A 24543-nucleotide genomic window follows, 5' to 3' on the forward strand; every position below is an offset into this window, starting at 1 on the left:
GCACGGCATTGCCGTGCCCCTACGAAAATCATTCGTTAAATGTGCAACACCAAAACCCGCTCGTCTTACAACCGATTTAGGGCTGTGTCAGGTCGGCAAGATGTTTTGGTCAAAGATCTCGGTGGGAATTGCTAACGTACAGCAAGCATTGGGAATATCAACAATCCCGCTAACGCGACCTTCAACAGGCGCACAACTAAGTAGCAGATAAGCTTGCTCGCCCGTGTAGCCAAATTTCTTTAAGTATTCGATCGCATTCAAGCAGGCTCGACGATAGGCAATATGGACATCCATATAATGCTGCTTGCCCGTAAACTCATCTACAGAAATCCCTTCGAACACCAGATATTCAGAATAACGAGGCTCTACAGGACCGGGCTTAAAGATGGGGTTAACCATGCTGTACTTTTCCATGCCGCCCTTGATGATATCAACATGCAGGTCGATATAACCTGACATTTCGATCGCCCCACAGAAAGAGATTTCTCCATCTCCCTGAGAGAAATGAATATCGCCCATCGATAATTTGGCACCCTCCACATAAACCGGGAAGTAAATCCGCGTTCCTTTGGATAGGTTCTTGATATCACAGTTGCCACCATGTTCGCGAGGTGGAACCGTTCTGGCTCCCTCAGCAGCAACGCGATCGTACTCAGAAGCAGGCAACTGTCCCAAGATTGCATTAGTAGGATTAGGCAACGCTGCTAAAACGGGCTGATCTCCCGAAAGTCCTGCGCCATAAGTACGCAGATCGGGAGCCGTATTCACTAGTTCTGTTTCTCGCTTATTCCAGGTTGACAACAGTTCATGGGAAGGCGCGCAGCCAATCAAACCAGGGTGAGTAATTCCTGCAAACTTAACTCCTGGAATATGGCGAGAAGAGGTATAAATTCCTTGAAGATCCCAAATTGCTTTTGCTGGATTGGGATAATGGTCAGTTAGAAATCCGCCACCATTCTTCTTATCAAAGATACCTGTGAAGCCCCACTCATCACCTTGCAAAGCGCCAATGTCGAGCAGGTCAACGACCAAAATATCTCCTGGCTCAGCACCATTGACCCAGATTGGTCCACTCAGCACGTGAACAACAGTCAAATCAACATCTCGAATGTCATCTGGGCTGTCATTATTTTTGATTTGCCCGTCTGTCCAATCCTTACACTCAATTCTAAAAACATCACCAGGATTCACTGAAACAACAGCCGGAATATCAGGATGCCAGCGGTTATGTCCAGGTAACTCCTGTTGATCCATCGGTTTAGTGAGATCAACCTTAAATAAAACTTCAGGCATGGAACACTCCTTTACTTCACTGAATTAACTTTAGAGAGTCACAATGAATGTATGAACAATAACACACCTATTTATTGTTTCAAAGGTTTAAAACAAAGGTTTTTTAGACAAAATTTTGATGCTATAAAAACAAATGAATGTATTAAGAAAGCCCTCTACTTAGCCAATAAAAGCTTTTCTTGAAACAGTTTTTTAGTTTCAAGTTTCATCTGGATATTTATGAACTATTTTCAGAAATAAACTAGAGATGAGCTAACTAGCTAACAGATCTCTTAGTGTAATTTGGATAGAAAAACGTGAAACCTAATGCTTGCTCAAATTCAGTTGGGTTACGCTTTGCTTCACCCAAGCTACGCTACTATGCCACTAAAGTAAGGCTTTAGGATGAGATTTAAGTAAGTTTAATTGCTTTGCGGGGGTGAGTTAAAGGAAGAGAAATACTTTTGAGATAAATATCTTGCAGCTCATTTGAAGTTGCTGCTTATCAAAATATTAAATAATGGAATAAGTGTAAAAGCTGTCGTATTTGAGACAAAAGCTTTACTGAGATAAAACACTTAAGCAATGATTTCTAGATGTTGAAAAAACTATCTGCCACGTTTAATTTCATCTATTAATTTGCTGTATGAGAAAGGATTAGCTAGCCAGAAGTTCTTTCACAGATTTGTCAATGAATGGTGTATCAACCGAATTAATTCTACCTCCGGCAAAGTGTCTCCAAATAGATGATAATTGCCCGAAACTCTCTATCTGCCATGTGCTTTATTTCGGACTTATTATCTTCAAGAAAAATGCTGCGACTTAGTTTCAATAGGACAACTAGCCTACTACTAGCATGTCGAGAATGTGTTGGGTTCCGCTGCGCTTCACCCAACCTACAGTTCTACCATCTGTAATCTGCGTAGGTTGGGTGGAGCAGAGCGGAATCCAACGCTTTAGACTTGCCGCACTACTACAGCAGACTATTCCATACACTGCCAGAGGTGTAACTCTAGCGATCGCCCAGCTAACAAATTGAGCAAATGAGTCAGCGAAGAGTTAAACCGCTAGGTAACGATGCACTAGTGTCTCGTCCAGTTCCTTGGTGTTACCTTGAGCCACTACAGCCCCTTTTTCCATCATGAAAAACCGTTGAGCAAGCTGTTTCGCAAAATCAATCTTTTGCTCAACAACCATGACGGTAATCTCCTTCTCGGAGTTGATTCTCCTCAGAGTTGCCTCAATTTCTTGGACAATAGAGGGTTGAATCCCTTCGGTTGGCTCATCGAGCAAGATCATTTGTGGGTCAGACATAAGTCCTCTGGCGATCGCTAACTGTTGTTGTTGACCACCGCTCAAAAGACCTCCCTGACGCTTAAGATGCTGCTTCAACATAGGGAAGAACTCAAATACTTCCTCCAAAAGATTGGCAGTTTTTTTGTTTCGATTAGCAGTCAAACCGAGTTTGAGATTGTCTAGCACCGTCAGGTAGGGAATAATCTCCCGTCCTTGGGGAATGTAGGCAATTCCGTAGCGGCTACGCTTATAGGTCGGAGTTTTTGTAATGTCATCCGCATCAAAAATGATGCTGCCTTTGTTGACCTTGTTCAAGCCGATAATGCTGCGTAGGAGCGTGGTTTTACCAACTCCATTGCGTCCCAAAATGCAAACCATGTCGCCCTTGTCAACTTGCATGTTGATATCCAGGAGAACAGGAGTTTGCCCGTAACCAGCGGTGACATCCGTGAGTTCAAGCAGCGGCGATATCGATTTTTTCACGACCCAGATAAACCTCCACAACTTTAGAGTTATTTTGCACTTCAGTAACGGAGCCTTCCGCTAGCTTCTCGCCCTGGTGTAATACAATAATTCGTTGAGCAATTTGCTTGACGAAATCCATGTCATGCTCGATGACCACCACCGAGTGATCTTTAGAAATCGTTCTAATGATTTCTCCGGTCAAATGAGTTTCATCCGAGGTCATTCCTGCTGTCGGCTCATCTAGCAAAATGATGGAAGGATCTTGAGCAATTACCATGCCAATTTCAACCCACTGTTTTTGGCCGTGAGACAGCGAAGAAACCTTGAGAAAGGCTTTATCCAACAGCCCAATTCGCTCTAGAACCCAGGCAATTTTCTCCTTCTTAGCACGGGTTAATTTGACCGTGATTGAAGCAAGGATTCCATGAGAACCTTTGAGCGCGAGTAGGATGTTTTCAAATACTGTCAACTCGTTATAAACATTGGGGTTTTGAAACTTACGCCCGATTCCTAGACGAGCTATTGCATGAGGCCTTTTGTTGGTAATTTCGTGTCCTTGATAATAAACGTGTCCCGAAGCAACAGGAGACTTCCCTACAATGGCATCCAGTAAAGTACTTTTACCTGCACCGTTGGGGCCAATGATGGTGACAATCTCGCGATCGCCCACATCCAAGGTGACGCCTTTAAGGGCGCGGAATCCTGAGAAAATTACCGTCAAATCCTTAACCGAGAGGACTGCATTCATCTTTTTATCCTTTAATGCCACACTTACCAGGCTTTCAATCCCAAGTTAACGGTCACGATCCTTGGAGAACCATCCCTGCATGCTTCTAAGTGCTCCCTGTAGCGGGGTAAACCAATCTAACAATCCGGCTCGAACATAACCTGCAGAGGGATTGGGAGTAGGTGATTCAAGCAATTTGTTAAAACCGATGCGCTCTGGCACTAAGCCCATCAGTCCCTTGGGCAAAAACAAAACAACGACCAGTAGCAACACCCCAACGATCAACTGCCAATCTTGAGTGACTCGCTCTGCGGAATTCTGCACCTGACCCAGCAGCAGCGCTGCAATCAGAGGACCAACCAGTGTACCCCGACCGCCAATGGCGACCCAAATCACCACCTGAGTACCAAAGGCTACTGCCAGGTAGACAGGCGAGATGAATCGGTTAAGGGGAACAAACAGTCCTCCGGCAATACCTGCGATCGCCGCTGACAGCGTCCAGATGAAGATTTTGAAACTCGCAACGTCATATCCCAAATAGGAAATGCGGCGTTCATTCTCATTAATTGAGCGGAGGATAAGTCCCAAATTAGACTTCGTTAGCCACCAGCTTCCGGCTAACACCAGTGTGGTGAAAATTAGAATGACCCAGTAGAGGTTGATATCAGTGATATCAATACCTGCCAGCGACAGGATGGCAACATCAGTAATGCCATTTGTCCCACCCGTGTAGGCCTGCTGACTAATAAACAGTGTAGTCAGCGCTGACGAAATTGCCAAGGTAATGATCGTGATGTATACGCCGCTGACCTTGGAGCGAAAGATAAACCAACCAATGATGTAAGCAAATGCAGCAGGCACTAATACCATTGCCAAAATTGCAATGGGAAGAAACTTGAGCGGAGCAATAAACCAGGGTAACTGCTCCAGTCCGTTCCACACCATGAAGTCGGGTAACTCACCGCCGTAGTTGTTGTTGGCTGCTGCAAGATTGAGCTTCAGGTAATACGCCATGGCATATCCCCCCAAGGTGAAGAATACTCCGTGGGCAAAGCTCAAAATCCCTGTAAATCCCCATACCAGATCTAGACTGATGGCTAGTGCCCCAAACAGCAGCAGCTTAGAGATTAGGGCTGTCTGAAACACACCTACGAGAAATGGCAGAATAAAAAAGATGAGAAATACGATTCCAGCAGTTATAAATAACTTAACCGGAACTGTAGAACGCTGAACTCCATCCAAAACCTGCGTCATCAGTCTGGCTCCACTAATACCAATTCACTTTGGGGCGATCGCAATGATCGCCCCCACTCAAGCTCAAGCCCGCTTCTGTACGGTAAACAATCCTTCTGGGCGATAGCGAATCAACACGATCACGGCGGCTAACACAATCACCCTGGCAACCGGATCATTCAGCATAAAGGCGATCGCTGCATTGGCTTCACCAATCAAGAACGACCCTGCCAACACTCCAATCAGCTTATCGACGCCTCCAGTCACCACGACCATCCAGGCATCCACTAGATAATCCTGCCCCATTGGTGGAGAAACACTCTTAAGCGAAGAAATGACTGCTCCCGCAATGCCAGCCAGCCCACAACCGTAAGCAAAAGTCAGTAAGTCGATCAGGCTAGTATTCACACCCAAGCACTTTGCCATTTCTCGGTTTTGGGCTACCGCTCTAACCTGACGACCCAGAGGAGTTTGGTAGAGCAGGTAGAGCGTGATTCCTAACATCAGAAGGGCAACTGCAATAATAAACATGCGGTAATAGGAAATTGAGACTAGCGGTGTCCCATCTTGTCCCGTGATTACCGACAGGTTTCCAGATATGTAAGGTGGAGACTTCACATACTTCAGTTGCGCCGAGAAGATCAGCTTGACGACCCCCTGGATCACAATACTCAACCCCCAGGTCGCTAGCAGCGTCTCAAGGGGGCGACCGTATAGCCTACGAATCACCGTCAACTCAGTTAGCGCCCCGATCAGAGCTGTTCCCAAGAAGGCAAAGGGAATGGTTAGCAGCAAGTCCATCTGAAAAAGAGACTGCATCAGAAACGTCACATAGGCACCTAGCATGATGAACTCACCATGAGCCAGGTTAATGATTCGCATCACGCCGAATGTGATAGCCAAACCCAGTCCGGTTAACAGCAGCACTCCAACAATCCCGATGCCATTCAGCAACTGGTTTGCAAAAGTGTAAAAGTTAGCCCCGGCGGCGGTATCTGTCGCGGCTGTCGCTTCTTGTGCCAGATAGAAGATGTGAGCTTGTATTGGATTAAAATCCAGCATTCCCAGTAAACCTCAACTTGCCTATGACATCAACTCAACTCAAGCTTTGCCTTCCTGGACAAAGCTTTGAACTTAAAAAGCTAAAAGCTCCTAACTTTCTAGATACTCAACAGGTAGATCATTGCCTGTTTCTTGGGTTGGGTCAGAGCGATCGTCGGGAGCAGGGTGAACGCAAAGGCGACCTTTATAGAGCGCTTGGCTCCAGGGAATCGGCTTCACTGCAGAAGGAGTTGCGAACACAATCTCCGCTTGACCATCTGCTTGCCATCTGCCAATCCGAGAGTAGAGGTAAGTGTGATAGTTGTCGGGATCAATCTTGACCTTACCTTGAGGCGCGTTAAATTCCTGTCCGCGAGTTGCTTCTCTCAAGGTGGCAGTTGTGATCTCCTCACCTGCTTCCAGGACTTGCTCCATGGCCTGAGCCATAAAGAAGGTTTGCAGGTAAGCCGCTTCCATTACGCCGTTGGTGACCCGGTTGTCGCCAAACTTTGCTTTGAACTGCTCCACAAATGCTTTGTTCTCAGGCGTGTCTACTGTTTGGAAGTAGTTAAAGCTGCTGTAGTGTCCTTCAGCATACTCGGGCCCCATTGCCTGAATCTCTTCCTCAGTCGTGGGGTAAGCCATGATAGGAATCTGATCGGGGGTAATTCCAGCATCCTTAAACTGTCTGTAGAATGCGGGAATACTATCACCCACCAAATTACTCAAGACAAAGTCAGGTTTCGCCTGTTTGATCTTGTTGATGATGGTGATAAATTCAGTGGTTCCTAGTGCTGCGTATTCATCTCCGACCACTTGTCCACCCTGGTTTTCCAGTTCTGCCTTCGCAATTCGGTTGCTTTCTTTAGGGTAAATATAGTCAGAACCGATGAAGAAACCTTTGGGTCCAAAGTTTTCGTAGCAATAGGGAATGGAGTCTGTGATTTGCTGGTTAGGTGCGGCTCCGGTGTAGAAGACGTTAGAGCTACACTCATTTCCCTCGTAGTAAACCGGGTAATAAAGGATGGCGTCCTTTTCTTCAAATACGGGCAGCACTGATTTACGGCTGGCTGATGTATAACATCCCAGGACACAAGATACCTGATCTTCATCAATCAGGCGCTTAGACATCTGGTTATACAAATCCCAGTTGGAGTCGGGGTTGACCACAACCATTTCAATTTGCTTACCCGCGACGCCTTGCTTACCCTGCCAGGGTCCTGTGCCCTGGTTGATCTGCTCGATCGCCAGGAAAGTAGCATCTTGCAGAGACTTCTCAACGATCGCAATGGTGCCAGTCGTTGAATACATTACGCCTACTTTAATGGCATCTCCTGAAGAAGCAGATCCAGTTCCAGTAGCAGAACTGGTAGTGGTTTCTCCGCCGCCACGAGTGCAGGCAGAGAGCACGCCTGCCCCGACCGCCAAAGAACCATACTTGATAAACTTACGGCGGCCTATTCTGCCAAACCGAACCAGAGGGCTACGCGAATCAGCCATTGCGTTCTCCTTAACAACAACTTAACCAGATGAAAGAATTGACGGTGTGCGAAGCGCCATACTGCAACCTCGCGAATCTGACAATCTAAGGCAAATCAGCAAACTGAGAATTCTTCTAGCAGGAACTAGAGCAAGCCATCGACTAGAATCACTTACCGTTGAATGACTTGAACAGCATTAGCTCCCTACCGCAATAGCAATAGGAATCTCACTTTTAGCAACAGGAATCTTCCTGCCGCCATTGCAGTTTTAAACCTTCTTGTCCTATCTGAAGCGAGTTCCAGCAAACCTGTCTCAGATGTTAGAGGCATTCCCATACGGCAAACGTATCCTATGATACATTCTTGCTATTTTGACTCTAGCTATTTACCTCTACAGGAGTACGCAGAAATTCCAAAATGGGTTATGAGAGCTATATTCCGTTAGGTTGTAGTTAAACTGATTGTCTCTTCCATTTATCTCGTCCATCATTGATGTCTTCCTATGCCGCTTCCTGCAACGACAAAGATTGTTAAAGATAGGCGTGACTACAATACTTGGATCGCGACCGAAACGCTGGAAGATTATGCTTTGCGGTTTGCGCCTAAATCTTTTCGCAAGTGGTCAGAGATTTTGGTCGCGAATACGGCTAGTGGTGGGTTGTCGTTCTTGGCATTAGAGGCGATCGGTGGGTCACTGGTCATCAGCTATGGGTTTGCGAATTCCTTTTGGGCAATTATTGTCGCTGGTGTCATCATTTTTTTGACGGGACTGCCGATCGCCTACTATGCCGCAAAATATAGCGTTGATATTGATTTGCTGACGCGAGGGGCTGGATTTGGCTATATCGGCTCAACGATTACGTCGCTGATCTATGCTTCATTCACGTTTCTTTTCTTTGCTTTAGAAGCAGCCATCATGGCGCAAGCGCTAGAGCTGTATTTTCATCTGCCGCTATCGATTGGCTACATCGTTTGCTCTCTGGTGATCATTCCTTTTGTGTTTTTTGGCGTGACGCTGATCAACCAATTGCAGCTTTGGAGTCAGCCGGTCTGGTTTACGCTGATGCTTTTGCCCTATGCCTGCATTATTTACAAGGAGCCAGAAGCACTTTCAAACTGGGTGCATTTTGCTGGGGAAGCAGGTAGTGCAGGCTTTGATCCGCTGCTGTTTGGAGCGGCTACGACTGTCGCAGTCTCACTGATTGCCCAAATTGGCGAACAGGTAGACTATCTGCGCTTTTTGCCCGACCAGCAGGAAACGAGTAAGCGTAAATGGTGGCTCGCGGTGGTAGTGGCTGGTCCGGGATGGGTGCTGACGGGTTGCGCGAAGCAGTTGGGCGGCGCTTTTTTGGCATCTTTGGCGATCGCCCACGGAGTCAGTCTATCCAAAGCCAACGAGCCAACTCAAATGTATTGGATCGGGTTTGAGTATGTTTTCTCTAACCCAGATGTAGTGCTAGCTGTGACGATCTTTTTTGTGATTTTGTCGCAAATTAAGATCAACGTCACGAATGCTTACGCAGGGTCGTTGGCCTGGTCAAATTTCTTTTCTCGGCTCACCCATAGTCATCCGGGTCGCGTGGTTTGGCTGGTGTTTAATGTGGCGATCGCTCTCCTGTTAATGGAGTTGGGCGTATTTTCGACGCTAGAGGCAGTTTTGGGGCTTTACTCCAATGTGGCGATCGCCTGGGTTGGGGCATTAGTTGCCGATCTGGTGGTCAACAAACCGTTGGGTCTGAGTCCTCCCTATATTGAGTTCAAGCGGGCGCACCTGCACGACTACAACCCCGTCGGATTGGGGTCAATGTTGATCGCCTCACTGGTGGCAATGGCTGCTTTCATGGGCGTGTTTGGAATCGGTGCAAAAGCTTTTGCCTCTTTTATTGCCTTAGGTTTAGCGTTTGTGCTGGCTCCAGCGATCGCCTTTCTCACCAAGGGGAAGTATTACATCGCTCGTGCAGACATTTATTCTGAAACCACTCATCCGCTGAACTGCTGCATCTGTGAGCAAGAATATGAGCCGCAGGATATGGCATTTTGTCCAATTTACCAGGACTCAATTTGTTCGCTCTGTTGCACCCTGGATGCCTGTTGCCACGATGCTTGTAAAGCGATCGCACCCAGCAAAAGTGACCCTGCTTTCGACGCTCAAACTGCAACTCAAATCGTTCCTCAAACCACCGTTCAAACTCCAAAAGGGTCGCGGCTATTTCAGTCCAAACTATCGCCGCATTTAGGGGCAAGGCTGCTGAGATACTTGGCGCTGTTCCTATCTCTATCGGGGCTAGTGGGTATCAGTCTGGGGCTGGTCTACTATCAGCACGTCGCTGTTCCCCAAATTTCTATCATTGCGGCCCAACAACTCACCGCAACCCTAATCGAGGTGTATGCTGTCTTCCTGGTACTGATTGGCATCGGAGCTTGGTGGCTAGTGTTAACGCAGGAAAGCCGCGAACTGGCGCAAGAAGAACTGGATGAGCGCAACCTTCAGCTTCAGCAAGAGGTGCAGGAACGCAACCTGGCTGAAGCGCAACTGCAAGAAAAAGCAAAACAGCTTGAACAAACGCTGCACAATCTGCAACAAGCTGAAGCACAATTGATTCAAACTGAAAAAATGGCAGCCTTAGGTGGTTTGGTTGCTGGAATCGCCCATGAAATTAACACCCCGATTGGAGTTGGTGTGACTGCCGCTTCCCTACTGATGGAAAAAACAATCGCTTTCTCAGAACGCTTCAAAGGCGGTACTATGAAGCGATCGGATCTAGAGAAGTTTTTGGATTTAGCCCAACAGAGTAGTCGAATGACGCTCTCAAATCTAGAACGAGCCGCAGAACTGATCCATAGTTTTAAGCAGGTTGCGGTAGATCAGTCCAGTGAGTCAAAACGGGTATTTAACCTCAAAGACTATCTCGAAGAAATTCTGTTGCAGCTTAGCCCCAAGCTGAAGGTTACTAAGCATCACGTTGAGGTGAGAGGCGATCGCCATCTTACCCTCACAAGCTATCCCGGAGCCTTCTCCCAAATCGTCACTAACCTGATCATGAATTCCCTGCTGCACGCCTACGAACCTGGCGAAGCTGGACAGATTATCTTGAGCTTTGAGCAAACTAAGGAACAGGTAATTCTTGAATACATAGATGACGGGAGCGGCATCGCTCCAGAAAACCTGGGCAAAATCTTCGAACCCTTTTTCACCACAAAAAGAGGACAGGGCGGGAGTGGTTTAGGGTTACATATTGTCTACAACCTGGTGACCCGAAAGCTGAAGGGGACGATTCAGTGCGAAAGTCTCCTGGGGATTGGGACAAAGTTTGTCATCAAGTTATTAAACACAGAAGTGTAGATTCATAAATTCAAGTTGACTCGAACAACTAAAGGAGCATTCATGCTGGAAAACGCACAAACCTCATCTAATGCTCTGAGTGATCACGCTCCGAGTGATGAATGCGTCTTTGCTCAAGAAGATGAGATCATGTTCTTTGCTGAAGAAACAGACCTGAGCCAGCATGGAAGCTGGAAAATCTTAATCGTCGATGATGATGTTGAAGTCCATGAAGTCACAAAACTGGCGCTAAGCGACTTTACCTTTGAAAATAAAACATTGACATTTATTAGTGCCTACTCTGCTCAAGAAGCCAAACAGTTGATTCAGGCTCATCCTGATACGGCGATTGTGTTTCTAGACGTAGTCATGGAAACAGAAGATGCAGGGTTACAGGTGATTCCCTACATTCGAGAGGAGCTAGACAACCCAATCGTCAGAATTATCCTGAGGACCGGACAGCCAGGACAGGCACCCGAAAATGTGGTGGCAGTGAACTATGGCATCGATGATTACAAAACAAAAACAGAGCTAACCTCCCAAAAGCTTTTCATTACGGTAATTACAGCACTCAGAGCATTTTCCACACTGACCCAAGCATTTGAAGTGAGTCAAATGCTAGAGCAAGAATTGGCTCAGTACAGACAGGAAGCCTTGCGACCCAACGATATAGAGGTACCTATATCTACTCAGACCCAGGTCAAACGGCACGAAAAAATAGAAACTTTAGGTGAATTGGTCACAAAAATTGTCCACAAGGCGCTGACTTTTCCCAGCCAGGCAGGAGCAATTTACACCACGTCAATCATTGCTCGAATCGCCAGAATGGTTTTGCGAATTACCGATGAACATTCGGCAAAGCTAGGCATTTCGCAAAGCAAGCTCGCCGTTCTGCTCTATCTCAGTACTGAACCTGAGCTATGTGCCAGCCCGTCGTCTTTAGCCAAACAGTGTGGCGTTTCCCGCGCTGCCATGACCGGATTATTGGATGGGCTAGAGCAAGACAGCTATGTCGAACGCGATGTGCATCCCTCTGACCGACGGGCACTGATGGTAAAACTGACCCCAGAGGGGCAACAATTCTTAAGCTGGATTGCACCCCAGGATCAATATCAGATCTCTGAGCTAATGAGCTCTCTGAATGAAGCAGAACGCAAGACGCTGATGGATCTCGTGATCAAAACAGCGAAACTGCTCGATGAAACAGCTTTGCCTGCTGACTGATGCCTGTAGGAGTGAGCATCTGTTTGCTTCCTAGGGGAAAATGTCTAAAGCCCCATGCAGGATGGCAAATTCGCATTGAGAGAAAATAGTTAAGCAATTAACTATTAAGTGTAAAACTAGATACAAATTAGGCTTATCCAACTCTTTATTATCTATCCAGATTGTTGAAAGCTCTCTCATGAGCGTCAACTGATCGGTAGCGAACCAGCAAACAATCGCTAGCGAACCAGCAAACATAAGACGAGTGGTGGGGATTGTCCGGTTACGGGGAGGCAACTGATTTTTAGAGTCTAACTTGTATTCAAGGTGCTGTGGCTTGAGGAGGAAGCCTTGGCGATCGCAAAAAATTGAGATAAACCTTTTTTCCTGGCTCAAAGCCCGGTAGCGCTGGTTTGGAGGTTGCAAGCCCCTCTTAAACAGCGGCAAGCTCAGTCTGTTCCAGCAGATTACAAATAAAATCTTGCAACTGGAAGTACCAAAAGATCCAGGAGAGTTTTTCTATGGCTCTCCTCTGCCATTGGTCACTAGAAGCTCTAAATACAACACTCACTGGGGGTACTCATGTCTTACCACGGCGACATTTCATCGAGTGAAGACGCAGTTGGAGTTGCGGTTGTTAACTACAAAATGCCGCGCCTGCACACCAAAGCAGAAGTTATTGAGAACTGTAAGAACATTGCCTCAATGATCGACGGGATGAAAGTAGGTTTACCAGGAATGGATCTGGTGATCTTTCCTGAATATTCCACTCACGGCATCATGTATGATCCCAAAGAGATGATGGAAACGGCAGCAAGCATTCCTGGAGAGGAAACGCAAATCTTCTCAGAGGCTTGCATTCACAATAAGGTTTGGGGCGTTTTCTCACTCACTGGAGAACAGCACGAAGAGCATCCTAACAAGGTTCCCTACAACACCTTAATTTTGATGAACGACCAGGGACAGATCGTTCAAAAATATCGCAAAATCATGCCCTGGACACCGATTGAAGGCTGGTATCCCGGCAACTGCACCTACGTCTCAGAAGGACCAAAGGGACTCAAGATTAGTTTGATCATTTGTGATGATGGCAATTACCCTGAAATCTGGCGCGATTGTGCCATGAGAGGAGCCGAACTGATTGTTCGCTGCCAGGGGTATATGTATCCGGCGAAAGATCAGCAAATCATGGTGTCTAAAGCAATGGCGTGGATGAACAACGTTTATGTTGCCGTTGCTAATGCTGCCGGATTTGATGGTGTATACAGTTACTTCGGACACTCTGCTGTAGTTGGCTTTGATGGTCGCACTTTAGGTGAGTGTGGCGAAGAAGAGATGGGGATTCAGTATGCTGCCCTGTCTAAGTTTGCGATTCGTGACTTCCGCAAAAACTCTCAGTCTCAGAATCACTTGTTTAAGCTGCTACATCGCGGCTATACCGGAATGCTGAACTCGGGCGATGGTTCTGAAGGGATGGCGGAATGTCCTTACCAGTTCTATCGGGACTGGATTCTGGAGCCGAAGAAAGCGAAGGAGAAAGCAGAAGCGATTACTCGTTCCACGATTGGTACGGAAGAGTGCCCAATTGAGGGTATCCCCAATCAGAAGGTTAGTCCTCCTCCAGTGAAGTCCTCACCCACAACAGTTCAAGTCTCCGTAAATGGCTAATTTATAGCTGGAAGTTACGGGAGTTTCCACTTGTATCAGCTACAAATCTCAGCGTAGGAGCAGTTCGCGAACCGCCCCTACGCTGAGGTCCCGATTAACGGAAAACCAATTTGATCAATCTTCTACGGGGACAATTCCGCTGAGGATGTTCCGACTTGGACTTGTTCGGTGAGTGATGTTCCGTTTACCGTAGATCCTTCAGGTGACTGTGTCACCTCAGACTGTGTCGCTTCAGCAGATGGCTGTTTTGCTTCGGTAGGTGAGGAGTGCTGCTCATGATCAAGCAGCTTTACCGTGGTATTGCTTTTGGGTTCAGCGACCGGAACTTCATTGTTGCGCTGTGCCGCTCGGTTACTCAACGCAGTCAGCCAGGAAGGTGCCCAGGATGAGTGGCTATCTCTGCCAAAGGCACGTTCTTGACCCATTCCACCAGATCTAGGCAGTAACCGATTTGTCAGACTGAGCAGGTTTGCAGTGAGTCCTGGAAATAGTCCAGCAAATTTAGCAGAAAGCCAAGCCGGAAAAGGCACAATCACTTCTGCATCTCCCCGCTTGAGGGCTTTGATCGTCCGCCGAGCGACCTCTTCAGCACTGGCAGAAAGCAGTGGCAGTGAGTCACCAATACTAAACCAGGCAAACTCCTTGCGGTTCTGACCCTTCATGATGGCGTGATCAACCACACCCGTGTGAATGAAACCAGGACAAACTGTTGTAACGGCAATTCCAGTGCTTGCCAGTTCGGTTTGCATTCCCTCTGATAGTCCGGTCAGGGCAAATTTGCTGGCACAGTAAGCCACCATGTGTGGAGACGCTACCTTGCCGCCAATAGAGGAGATATTTACAATCCTGCCCGCTTTGCGCTGACGCATCTCTGGCAGCACAGCGTAACTGGTGTAAAGCGGTGCCCAAAAATGTAGCTTCATTGTATCGTCGTAGTCCTGCATGGTGAGGCTATCTAGCGGACCGACAATGTCCGTTCCAGCGTTGTTGATTAGAATGTCGATCGCCCCAAACCGTTCCTTAACTTGCTGCACCATCTGCTCAACTTGAGTTTGATTGGTGACATCACACGTTACTGCCAAGACTTCCCCTTGCTTTAGTTCCGTTTGTGCCCGTTCTAGCTCGTCCTCATCTCGCGCACAGAGGGCAACTCGTGCCCCCGACTGGACAAGTTGACGCGCCATGACTAAACCTAATCCGCGTGAACCTCCGGTTAACAAGACTGTTTTACCATTCAGGTCATAGCTGCGTTCACGCCACCACCGGTCTAGCGACACTGAGAAAAGGAGTGTGGCGATCGCCAAAACAACAAAAGTGAGTAAACCTTGATAAGTTAAATTCATTAATCAAAAATCCTGCGATTCAAGCGATTCAAAGGTGGTGTTTTAACTTGTTAAGCGCAATCCCTGATCGTGCAGGTTTTGCTCAATCTGCTGCATTTCCTGGAGCGTTTCTCCGGTGACAATGCCATAAATTTCGGTGTAAATTTTGCCGTATTTCACCTTCTCCAACGCCGAGAGAATCAGAAAATCCTTCCGCTCTAGCTGTGGTCTCAGTGTGGTGAGAATTTCGTCGAGAGTTCCTTCCATGCGGTAGTCACTGGAATATTTGGCGATCGCTTTATCCAGCTTCAACAGTTGATGGCGCTGCAAGCAAAGCGGCGTTGAACCATTGATGCGAAAATTGGCATCGATTCCGTAGAGTCTTCCGTCTCGGTCTTCTAATATATCGAAGCCAATTACCCCGAAATATCCCTGTTGATGAGCATATTGTCCTATCGCTGTAATCATTTCGGAGAACTTACTCATGTCGTCGGTGTAGTCGATTAACCCTCCTAAGTAGTTCCCTTCGGAGCTAACTAACTGCTGAGTTACACCAACTAACGAAATCTCACCTTGCTTATTCACATAGAACTGGGCACAGTAGTTGTTAACCTCATGCTTGACAAACTCCGAAACGATAATTGTCTTTAACAAGTTGATCGACAAGTACTTCTGCAATTCTTCCAGGCAATAGTTGAGATCGCTGTGACTGCGAATAATATAAGTTCCTTCACCCGAAAGTCCATGAGATGTCTTGATCAGGTAAGGAAACTGTTGAGGAAGCTGAATTTGATCCAGGCTAATCTGATCCAACTCATAGGTTTGATAAGTTGGACAGGGAATCCCCAACTCAGAAAGCGCAGCTTTACTGAGCAGGCGGTAGTGAGTATCTGGGTTAACGGCGTGCTTTTCATGCGCCAACCGATCAAACGGAAATAAGACAATCACCTGGTCAAGGCGATCGCCACTCAACTCATCTAGATAAGTTGAGCAATCCATCATCTGCAAATGAGTATCATCAAAGTCGAAATGCTCTCGCCAGTATTGCATTAGCTGGTTTTGAGGGGGTCTGATTGCTACACCCGTAAGAGTATTACCTAGGACTGCCAGGTTTTTCCAGGGTTCTTTCTGGCAAATTTTGTCAAAGGATGTCTTTGTGGCTTCACTGCTGCCATCTTGCAGAAAGTATTTTTGCACGTTGGGATAAGCAGCCCAGCTTGCCGTTGCGGGATAGTTCAAAAGCAGCCCATAATACCTGTCACCAATGTCCTGAGCGAACAAATCAGAAAGGGAATTTCCCTGAAAAAACTGAGTGAGTGGAGGAGTCATAACGGAAGGGTTAGGCGATCGCCAAATTTTGTCCTTGCGGCTATTAGTCTAGAGGTGATTTAGTGCCTAATAGCGTAACGGCTGACTTTTCGAGATAACTCTACCGCAAGGACAACTCCTCTTTCTCTATAGATAGACCTTCTTGCTCAGTAGCGAGTTGCTATACCCAATTATTTTTCATTTCTTTCTCCGATCGCTTCGACCAGTGCTGACTTCGTTCGCTCAATCAAAAGTCGAACCCGCTCCATCTGCGCTTCACTCGCTGCCCTCTGCCGAGGAGCCATTTCCGTTGTGTCAACCCTCAGCATTTGCTCATAAGAGCGAAATACCTGAAAAGCATAGCTTGCAATCGCAAGCTGCTCCTCAGACAGGATTTCTACACGTTCTACCAAGTCAGTACACGTTGCTGACAGCGGTAAGCCAAACACGTCAGTGTAAAGAGGCGGTACTGGGTTAGAGCATTTTCTTAAATCATTAAGTATGCCAACTGCTTCTTCCAACATCTGACCATCAAAGTCAGCCAAGGAATTGAGGAGAGACAGTAAGAGATAGTTAGATTTTCTTTGCTTCAACTCGCAATCACAGAATAACTTGCTCTTTTCAATTCTAGTAAAGTATGGAGCTCAAGCGGATGGGTAAGAAAGCAACAAATAGTTTGTTACTAAGGCTTTAGCGACGCTAATCTACCATCGGTGACAGATTAGCGTCGCTATACATGACTCTTGTACAGTGACTAATTAAACGTCATCGAGACAAATTACTGTCGTCGAACCGTACTGCTTGCTATACAAGAATTTCAGCGATCGCCACCCCTTTTTTTACCCCTAAACGCACCAACTGTGAAATGACAGATTAAACGTCGTGTTCCAGAATTGTGACAGATTAAGTGTCGTCTTTCCTTGAGCCTGCCAATAACGCAAGTGACAGATTAGGTGTCGTGTTCTGCTGAGCGATCGCCTCCCCTTAAAGCTTATGGAGCCTAACCAATATCGAGATTAGAAGCCAATCCGGAATAGGAGACTAGGGGAGTGAAGGAAATCGGTGAAGCTATGATTGACCCGTAAGACCCAAATCGCCCCCTCGCCTCTTTGGTCTACCCTATGCGTCATCCCGTCTCGCTGCTTTTGTGTACGGTTTGCTTGGCTTTCACAGTACCCCTGGTACTCCCACCCGCATCTGGTAGCCTGACTGCTCTCGCCCAAACAACTCCAGAAGACCGAATAGCCGAAGCCGATCGCCTGCTGGAGTTAGGTAATCAGCAATATCGAGTCAGTCAGTGGCAAGAGGCATTACAGTCTTATCAAGCGGCTCTGGATATTTATCGCAACCTTGGCGTTCGTGAAGCGTTTCCACAGGAAAGTCGTGCAGGGGAAGCCATAACGCTTAACAGCATTGGTGCCGTCAACGACTTGCTGGGGAATTATCCGCAGGCGCTGGAGTACTATGAGCAATCCTTAGCCCTCTCGCAGGAGTTGGGCGATCGCGCTGGGGAAGCTGCAACGCTGGGCAACATCGGTATTGTCAACGACTTGCTGGGGAATTATCCGCAGGCGCTGGAGTATTATGAGCAATCCTTAGCCATCAAGCGGGAGTTGGGCGATCGCGCGGGAGAAGCCATAACGCTGAACAACATTGGTAGTGCCAACCGATCGCTGGGGAATTATCCGCAGGCGCTGGAGTACTATGAGCAATCCTTAGCCATCAAGCGGGAGTTGGGCGATCGCGCTGGGGAAGCTGCAACGCTGGGCAACATCGGTATTGTCAACGACTTGCTGGGGAATTATCCGCAGGCGCTGGAGTACTATGAGCAATCCTTAGCCATCAAGCGGGAGTTGGGCGATCGCGCGGGAGAAGCCATAACGCTGAACAACATCGGTATTATCAACTATTTGCTGGGGAATTATCCGCAGGCGCTGCAGTATTATGAGCAATCCTTAGCCCTCTCGCGGGAGTTGGGCGATCGCGCGGGAGAAGCCATAACGCTGGGCAACATCGGTATTATCAACTATTTGCTGGGGAATTATCCGCAGGCACTGGAGGATTATGAGCAATCCTTAGCCCTCTCACAGGAGTTGAGCGATCGCGCGGGAGAAGCCATAACGCTGAACAACATCGGTATTATCAACTATTTGCTGGGGAATTATCCGCAGGCGCTGGGGTATTATGAACAATCCTTAGCCATCAAGCGGGAGTTGGGCGATCGCGCGGGAGAAGCCAACACGCTGGCTAATATAGGCTATCTGCTGGAGGTGCAGGAGCAACCGGAGTTGGCGATTGTGTTTTTCAAGCAGGCGGTCAACCGCTATGAAACGATTCGGGAGACAAATCGCGCTCTAGTGGAGGAGTTGCAGGAGTCGTATACCGCCACCATTGAGGATCACTATCGTCGTCTGGCAGATCTGTTGCTGCAGCAAGACCGCATTTTAGAAGCGCAGCAGGTGTTGGATTTGTTGAAGGTGCAGGAATTGGATGATTATCTGCGAGAAGTCCGGGGAGAAGGGGATCAGCTAGTGATTTTGCGTCCAGAGCAAGAGATTTTGGCACGCTATGATGCCCTGCAACAAACAGCGATTCAACTGGGGCAGGAGCGGGCGCAACTGCAGCGAAAGCTGACGGAGGCAGGAACCCTAACCGCTGCAGAAGAACAGCGACTGGACCAACTGATTGACCTACAGGCTGAACTCAATGCTCAATTTGAAGCGTTTTTTCAAAGCGACGAGATTGAGACGTTAGTGGCGCAACTCAGTCCTCGCATTTTGGAGCAGACCGTACTGCTAGAAAATTTGGTAGCTCTCCAGGATGACTTGGCACAGCTCAATGCAGTGCTGCTCTATCCCCTGATTCTGGACGATCGCCTAGAACTGGTGCTAATCACTCCAGACGCGCCTCCCATCCGCCGCGTTGTACCGGTTGGCAAAAATGAACTTAATCAGGGCATCTCTGAGTTTCTGCAAGCCCTGCGCGACCCAACGAGTGATGCCACTGTCCCCGCTCAACAACTTCATCAATGGCTGATTGCCCCTTTAGAAGAGGAGCTAAGACAGGCAAACATCCAGACGATTATCTATGCCCCGGATGGCGTGTTGCGCTACATTCCTCTGGCGGCTCTGCACGACGGTGAGCAATGGTTGACTCAGCGCTATCGCGTCAACAACATTACGGCGCGATCGCTAACGGAGTTGACCAGTCAACCCACTGCCAATCCTCGCGTGCTGGCAGGTGCGTTCGCCGATGACACGATTCGCTATGTTGTGCCGGTTGACGGTCAACCCGAAGAGTTTGGAGGACTGCCCTTTACCAGGCAAGAAGTGGAGAATTTAGCCACCACTCTGCCTAACACCGTGCCATTTTTTGACAACGACTTCAGCTTACGTTCTATGCAGCGCCAGATGGGGTCTGCCAATATCCTGCACCTAGCAACCCATGCCGCGTTTGTGCAAGGCACCCCAGAAGATTCCTTCATCCTGTTTGGCAATGGCGATCGGGCTGTTCTCAAATGTCCTGAAGGCTCCGTTCAAGGTGCCGATTTGCTGCAATGCATCAACACCTGGTCTCTCTCAAATATCGATTTGGTTGTGCTAAGTGCCTGCCAAACGGGAGTCGGCGAACTGGGCAACGGTGCAGAGATTTTGGGATTGGGATACCAGTTTCAAGACCGGGGAGCTAATGCCGTCCTTGCCTCTCTCTGGAAAGTCAGCGATGGCGGCACCCAGACATTGATGGATGCATTTTATGTTGCCCTTCAACAACCTGGTATCTCCAAGACAGAAGCCCTGCGGTTAGCTCAAGTTGCTCTGATTACAGGCAATTTTGAAGTGTTGGGTGTCGATCAGCGCAGTGCAACGGGCATCCGTCAACGCATTCAGCAAGACCTACCTGCCGAAACTGCCAATCACCTAAACCATCCTTACTACTGGGCACCCTTCATCCTGATTGGCAATGGATTGTAGTTCTAAACAGCCAAAAAACACTAATCACCGTAGGGGCATTGCAATGTGTCATATTGGATACCTCTACAACAGGTAAAATCTTTCTCGAAAGTCTCGTTGAAGTTACACAATCACGCTACTCAAAGGTAATCAGTGATTTCATCTCCCGTATTACATGAGGCACTTGAACGCTACGATCGCGCTCTGACGAATCTAGAGAAGGCGAAGGGCGATCGCTCCGTTTTAGTATTAGAGGTGCTGACCCAACGTGATGCAGTGCAACTTGTTCTAGACGACATCAAAGCGATTCCCGCAGAACAGGTAATGTGGTTAGGCAAATTAGATGATCGCCTCAATCACCACAAAAATGCGATCGCAACAACAACGCAATTAGAGACTTGGCGATCGCTCGTTCATCCTCCTGAAACAGCGTGGTGGTGGTATCCTGAACCTCCAGCATTGTTTCCTCAGCTAGAAAAACGATATGTCTTGCTCGATCGCCTGGATTGGCTCTGGACGTTTATCACTTTGTTTTTCCTAACGTTTGCTGTGACTGTGGTTCTTGATAGCCTAAACCGGATTGTAGGGGAAGAACTCAATACTCAAGAGATTCTTCCCATTACTATACAAGTCTTGTTGACCATTGCTGGAGGTAGTGCAGCACTGACAGAGAGTGGACGCAACTTTCTGAAGGCGATTATGGTACGCCTGCGAATTCCTAAACATTTCAGTCAAGAGTTTAGTGCGATCGCTTCACTTATTTTGCTGCTCATCGTACAAGGTATTCACGCGATCTATTTGCCCCTACTTGCCAGCAATCGCGTTCAAACAGGTCACGAGTACTACTCAGCAGATCGCTTGGATAGCGCATTGCGAGCTTATCGACAGGCCCTTGCTCTCCAGCCTAATACGCTAGAAGCTTATTATGGTTTAGGGTTGATCTATGAAGACTTTCAACGCACAGAAGAGGCAATTGCTGCATATCAAGAATTGATAGCTAGAAGCGTTGCCTCCAACAGACCGGGTATCAACAAACTAGTCTGGCTGCGGGCACACAACAATTTGGGGCGACTCTACATTCTCCAAGAAGACTATCAGGCAGCGTGGATACTTTTAAAGCGAGCGTTTGATGCAATTACCGGAGAGGACTTAAACAATCCAGACATCCAGACAGAAAAATATAACCTGCTCAAAAATCTGGGATGGATGTGGCTGAGGCAGAAACGATTCATTGAAGCTGACGAATTTTTACAACAGGCGATCGCCCAAAATTCAGAACGAGCCGCAGCCCACTGTTTACAGGCTCAAGTCTTAGAGGGATTGCAGCGAGCAGAGGAAGCAACCCCTGCTTGGGAGCAGTGTATCGCTGGTGATCGCAAATCACTACCTGAAGAAGCAGAATGGGCAGCAATGGCACGAGAACAACTAGAGCAAGGAGAGCCATGATGCAACGTTGGTCACTGTTTAGTACTGCGACTTTATTGCTCATTGCGATCGCTCTACCATCTCTTGCCAATGACCAAATCATTGATATCCAAAGAGGCAGTGCGTCGCTACAGCGAGAGGGAATGCGTCGCCGCCGTCCAGCAGTAGTAGGCGACCTGTTGCGGGTGGGCGATCGCGTTTATCCCTTTAATGGCGCAATAGTGCAAGTGCTGTGTCAAAATGGCAACTCTCAAACCCGCTCTCGTCTGTTCGGTCTAGCGGATGTCTGTCCAAATAGCCGCAGTCGTAACTCCCAGGAAGGGCGGGGAGAGGACGATTTTCTGCTGTTTTTGGAAAACCGATTTGAGTATGCCTCTCAAGTCTCTGAAGGAAACCCAATCCTCCGCTGGAACCCCGTTTCAGATGTGACAACTTATCAGGTGCAACTGTGGGAGTGTGGTCAGGCAGTATTCAACTGCACTTCGATGATTTGGAGCACCACTGTTGAAGGAACGGAAATTCGCTATGATGGCTCGGCTCTGCAACCTGGACACAACTATCAACTCGTCACGATCGCTCAGGATACTCAAGCGCAACCTGCCTATCTAAAGCTGCGCCGGTTAGATGAGGTTCGTAGTGCAGAGTTGCAGGCAGACCTAACAGCATTAAGCTCATCTTCCCTCACACCTGAAGCACAGGCGATCGCCCTAGCTCGTTTTCACCTGAATCTGGCTGAACCCAATACCTTGCCTCCAGAAGGTGCAGGATTGGTGCTGGAGGCGATCGCTGCCCTAGAAGCCGTTGCCGCTAATAGCTCAACGCCTTATGTCCATCGGCTCCTGGGCGACCTGTATCTCCAGGCTGGGTTGCTAGATCCGGCTCAGTCTGCCTATGAAATGGCTCTGACGCTGACAGCGTCTTCAGTTGACCTCTCGAATCGCGCTGCCGCCCAGGTGGGATTAGCCAATATTGCTGCGGCTCAGGGCGATCGCCTCACCGCTGAACAACGCTTGCAGCAAGCCCGAATTAGCTATGAACTGTTGGCAGAGGGCGATCGCGTGGCACAGGTCGAGGAATGGCTAGATACACTCACAGGAGGCACAGAGCCGTGAGATCTGAATTACTCTCAACCCATCTCTCCAGCCGCCAAAACAGCTTCCACGTTCAGCGATAACTCTGGAAACAGCGGCGATCGCCCCTTCATGATTAGGCTGGATGCTTATGAATGTCACGGATCAAGATTAGAAGCCAATCCGGAATAGGAGACTAGGGGAGTGAAGGAAATCGGTGAAGCTATGATTGACCCGTAAGACCCAAATCGCCCCCTCGCTTCTACGGTCTACTCTATGCATCATCCCGTCTCGCTGCTTTTGTGTACGGTTTGCTTGGCTTTCACAGTACCCTTGGTATTTCCACCCGCGTCTGGTAGTCTGCCTGCTCTTGCCCAAACAACTCCAGAAGACCGAATAGCCGAAGCCGATCGCCTGTTGGAGTTGGGTAATCAGCAATATCGAGTCAGTCAGTGGCGAGAGGCATTACAGTCTTATCAAGCGGCTCTAAATATTTATCGAGAGACCAATAATCGAGGAGGTGAAGCCAACTCCCTTCTAGGTATTGGCAATATCAACAACTTGCTGGGGAATTATCCGCAGGCGCTGGAGTATTATGAGCAATCCTTAGCCCTCACCCGCGAGTTAGGCGATCGCGCTGGGGAAGCTAGAACGCTGGGCAACATAGGTCTTGTCAACCGATTGCTGGGGAATTATCCGCAAGCACTGGAGTACTATGAGCAATCCTTAGCCCTCTTTCGCGAGTTGGGCGATCGCGCGGGGGAAACCATAATGCTGAACAACATCGGTATCGTCAACGACTTGCTGGGGAATTATCCGCAGGCATTGGAGTACTATGAGCAATCCTTAGCCCTCAAGCGGGAGTTGGGCGATCGCGCTGGGGAAGCCTTAACCCTTAACAACATTGGTATTGTTAACCGATTGCTGGGGAATTATCCGCAGGCATTGGAGCACTATGAGCAATCCTTAGCCCTTACCCGTGAGTTGGGCGATCGCGCCACGGAAGCTGCAACGCTCAACAACATCGGTATTGTCAACGACTTGCTGGGGAATCATCCGCAGGCGCTGGAGTACTATGAGCAATCCTTAGCCCTCAAGCGCGAGTTGGGCGATCGGAAACTGTCAGAACTGAGTACTCAAATTGAGGGTAGAAGCCCCTGCCTGATAAACTAGCTTCTGCCCTCAACTTCCGTTTAGTCAGCCTTCGATGAATTGTCCTCACTGCAGCTCGGCTCACACCACTCGATTGCAACGCACTACTGATTTAGGTTACGCGATGTATCGCTGCAAGGCGTGCTATCGCACCTGCAATGAACGCACCGGTACCCCTTTCAATTTCATTGAAGTGCCCACTGATATCGTGTTCCAAGTGCTGGTGTGTCGGTTCCGTTACAAGCTGAGCTTTCGAGACATTGCTGAATTCTTCCTGCTGCGGGGATTTGAGTTCACCCATGAAACAGTACGGGATTGGGAAGAGCGCTTTGCTTCCATCTTTGCCCAGCAGTTGCGTGCCAAACGCAAAGGCAAAGTGGGCAAGATTTGGTTTGTGGACGAGACGTACATCCGAGTCAAAGGGAGATGGTGCTATCTGTATCGAGGGATTGATGAGAATGGAAACTTGGTGGATGTGAGGTTGAGCGAGAAGCGAGACATGGCAGCAGCAAAAGCGTTTTTTGCTGGGGCACATGAGGTGGTGGAACAATCACCGCAACGAGTGGTGACAGATGGGCTGAGTTCGTATCCCAGAGCAATTCATGAGG

At 48.2% G+C, this 24543-nt stretch carries 17 protein-coding genes; 8 read left to right on the plus strand and 9 right to left on the minus strand.

The annotated features are described in order from the left end of the window. Window positions 1–87 precede the first annotated feature (87 nt). From fmdA to H6F88_RS24420, 6 genes are all read right to left on the minus strand, one after another. Window positions 88–1293 carry a formamidase gene (gene fmdA, locus H6F88_RS24395; RefSeq protein ID WP_190645333.1) on the minus strand — a complete coding sequence of 402 codons (1206 nt, stop codon included), beginning with the start codon at window positions 1291–1293 and terminating at the stop codon, window positions 88–90. 1038 nt (window positions 1294–2331) lie between these two features. Beyond that, window positions 2332–3051, minus strand: a complete 720-nt coding sequence (urtE, locus tag H6F88_RS24400) for an urea ABC transporter ATP-binding subunit UrtE (RefSeq protein ID WP_190645334.1) — start codon at window positions 3049–3051, stop codon at window positions 2332–2334. Then, on the minus strand, window positions 3023–3781 hold the full coding sequence (urtD, locus tag H6F88_RS24405) for an urea ABC transporter ATP-binding protein UrtD (RefSeq protein WP_190645335.1): 759 nt from the start codon (window positions 3779–3781) through the stop codon (window positions 3023–3025). Before urtD ends, urtE begins: the two co-directional genes overlap by 29 nt. A gap of 45 nt (window positions 3782–3826) precedes the next feature. Continuing rightward, window positions 3827–5014: an urea ABC transporter permease subunit UrtC gene (gene urtC / locus H6F88_RS24410; RefSeq protein WP_190645336.1), complete on the minus strand. Its 1188-nt coding sequence runs from the start codon at window positions 5012–5014 to the stop codon at window positions 3827–3829. A 63-nt stretch (window positions 5015–5077) separates the two neighbouring features. Next, window positions 5078–6055, minus strand: a complete 978-nt coding sequence (gene urtB / locus H6F88_RS24415; protein ID WP_190645337.1) for an urea ABC transporter permease subunit UrtB — start codon at window positions 6053–6055, stop codon at window positions 5078–5080. Between the two features lie 90 nt (window positions 6056–6145). Beyond that, on the minus strand, window positions 6146–7534 hold the full coding sequence (locus tag H6F88_RS24420; protein WP_190645338.1) for an ABC transporter substrate-binding protein: 1389 nt from the start codon (window positions 7532–7534) through the stop codon (window positions 6146–6148). Window positions 7535–8017: 483 nt separating this feature from the next. On the opposite strand from H6F88_RS24420, the gene H6F88_RS24425 reads away from it, so the two are divergent. The 3 genes from H6F88_RS24425 (at window position 8018) to H6F88_RS24435 (ending at window position 13708) form a co-directional block, all read left to right on the plus strand. Further along, window positions 8018–10858 carry an ATP-binding protein gene (locus H6F88_RS24425; protein WP_190645339.1) on the plus strand — a complete coding sequence of 947 codons (2841 nt, stop codon included), beginning with the start codon at window positions 8018–8020 and terminating at the stop codon, window positions 10856–10858. Window positions 10859–10900: 42 nt separating this feature from the next. After that, the gene (locus H6F88_RS24430) at window positions 10901–12061 is read left to right on the plus strand and encodes a MarR family transcriptional regulator (RefSeq protein WP_190645340.1); all 1161 of its coding nucleotides are present in this window, start codon (window positions 10901–10903) and stop codon (window positions 12059–12061) included. 561 nt (window positions 12062–12622) lie between these two features. Then, entirely contained in the window at window positions 12623–13708 is a 1086-nt protein-coding gene (locus H6F88_RS24435) for an aliphatic amidase (protein WP_190645342.1), read from the plus strand. Window positions 13709–13830: 122 nt separating this feature from the next. Here H6F88_RS24435 and H6F88_RS24440 read toward each other — a convergent pair whose 3' ends face one another. From H6F88_RS24440 to H6F88_RS24450, 3 genes are all read right to left on the minus strand, one after another. Next, on the minus strand, window positions 13831–15051 hold the full coding sequence (locus H6F88_RS24440; protein WP_190645344.1) for an SDR family NAD(P)-dependent oxidoreductase: 1221 nt from the start codon (window positions 15049–15051) through the stop codon (window positions 13831–13833). Window positions 15052–15093: 42 nt separating this feature from the next. After that, window positions 15094–16359, minus strand: coding sequence for an ATP-grasp domain-containing protein (locus H6F88_RS24445; protein WP_190645345.1), 1266 nt, complete (start codon window positions 16357–16359; stop codon window positions 15094–15096). 170 nt (window positions 16360–16529) lie between these two features. Beyond that, window positions 16530–16883 (minus strand): hypothetical protein, encoded by a 354-nt coding sequence (locus tag H6F88_RS24450; RefSeq protein WP_190645346.1) that lies wholly within the window; start codon window positions 16881–16883, stop codon window positions 16530–16532. Window positions 16884–17459: 576 nt separating this feature from the next. Here H6F88_RS24450 and H6F88_RS24455 point away from each other — a divergent pair. The 5 genes from H6F88_RS24455 to H6F88_RS24475 form a co-directional block, all read left to right on the plus strand. Next, entirely contained in the window at window positions 17460–20309 is a 2850-nt protein-coding gene (locus H6F88_RS24455; protein WP_199333776.1) for a tetratricopeptide repeat protein, read from the plus strand. A gap of 132 nt (window positions 20310–20441) precedes the next feature. Beyond that, window positions 20442–21734, plus strand: coding sequence for a tetratricopeptide repeat protein (locus tag H6F88_RS34635; protein ID WP_190645350.1), 1293 nt, complete (start codon window positions 20442–20444; stop codon window positions 21732–21734). Next, the gene (locus H6F88_RS24465; protein WP_190645352.1) at window positions 21731–22825 is read left to right on the plus strand and encodes a hypothetical protein; all 1095 of its coding nucleotides are present in this window, start codon (window positions 21731–21733) and stop codon (window positions 22823–22825) included. The genes H6F88_RS34635 and H6F88_RS24465 overlap by 4 nt, the downstream gene beginning before the upstream one ends. A gap of 234 nt (window positions 22826–23059) precedes the next feature. Next, window positions 23060–23956 (plus strand): tetratricopeptide repeat protein, encoded by an 897-nt coding sequence (locus tag H6F88_RS24470; protein ID WP_190645353.1) that lies wholly within the window; start codon window positions 23060–23062, stop codon window positions 23954–23956. Window positions 23957–23990: 34 nt separating this feature from the next. Next, a partial coding sequence (locus tag H6F88_RS24475) for an IS6 family transposase (RefSeq protein WP_190645355.1) occupies window positions 23991–24543 on the plus strand: 553 nt, incomplete at its 3' end.

The organism is Oculatella sp. FACHB-28 (assembly GCF_014696015.1).
Classification (GTDB): Bacteria; Cyanobacteriota; Cyanobacteriia; order Elainellales; family Elainellaceae; genus JAAUTN01.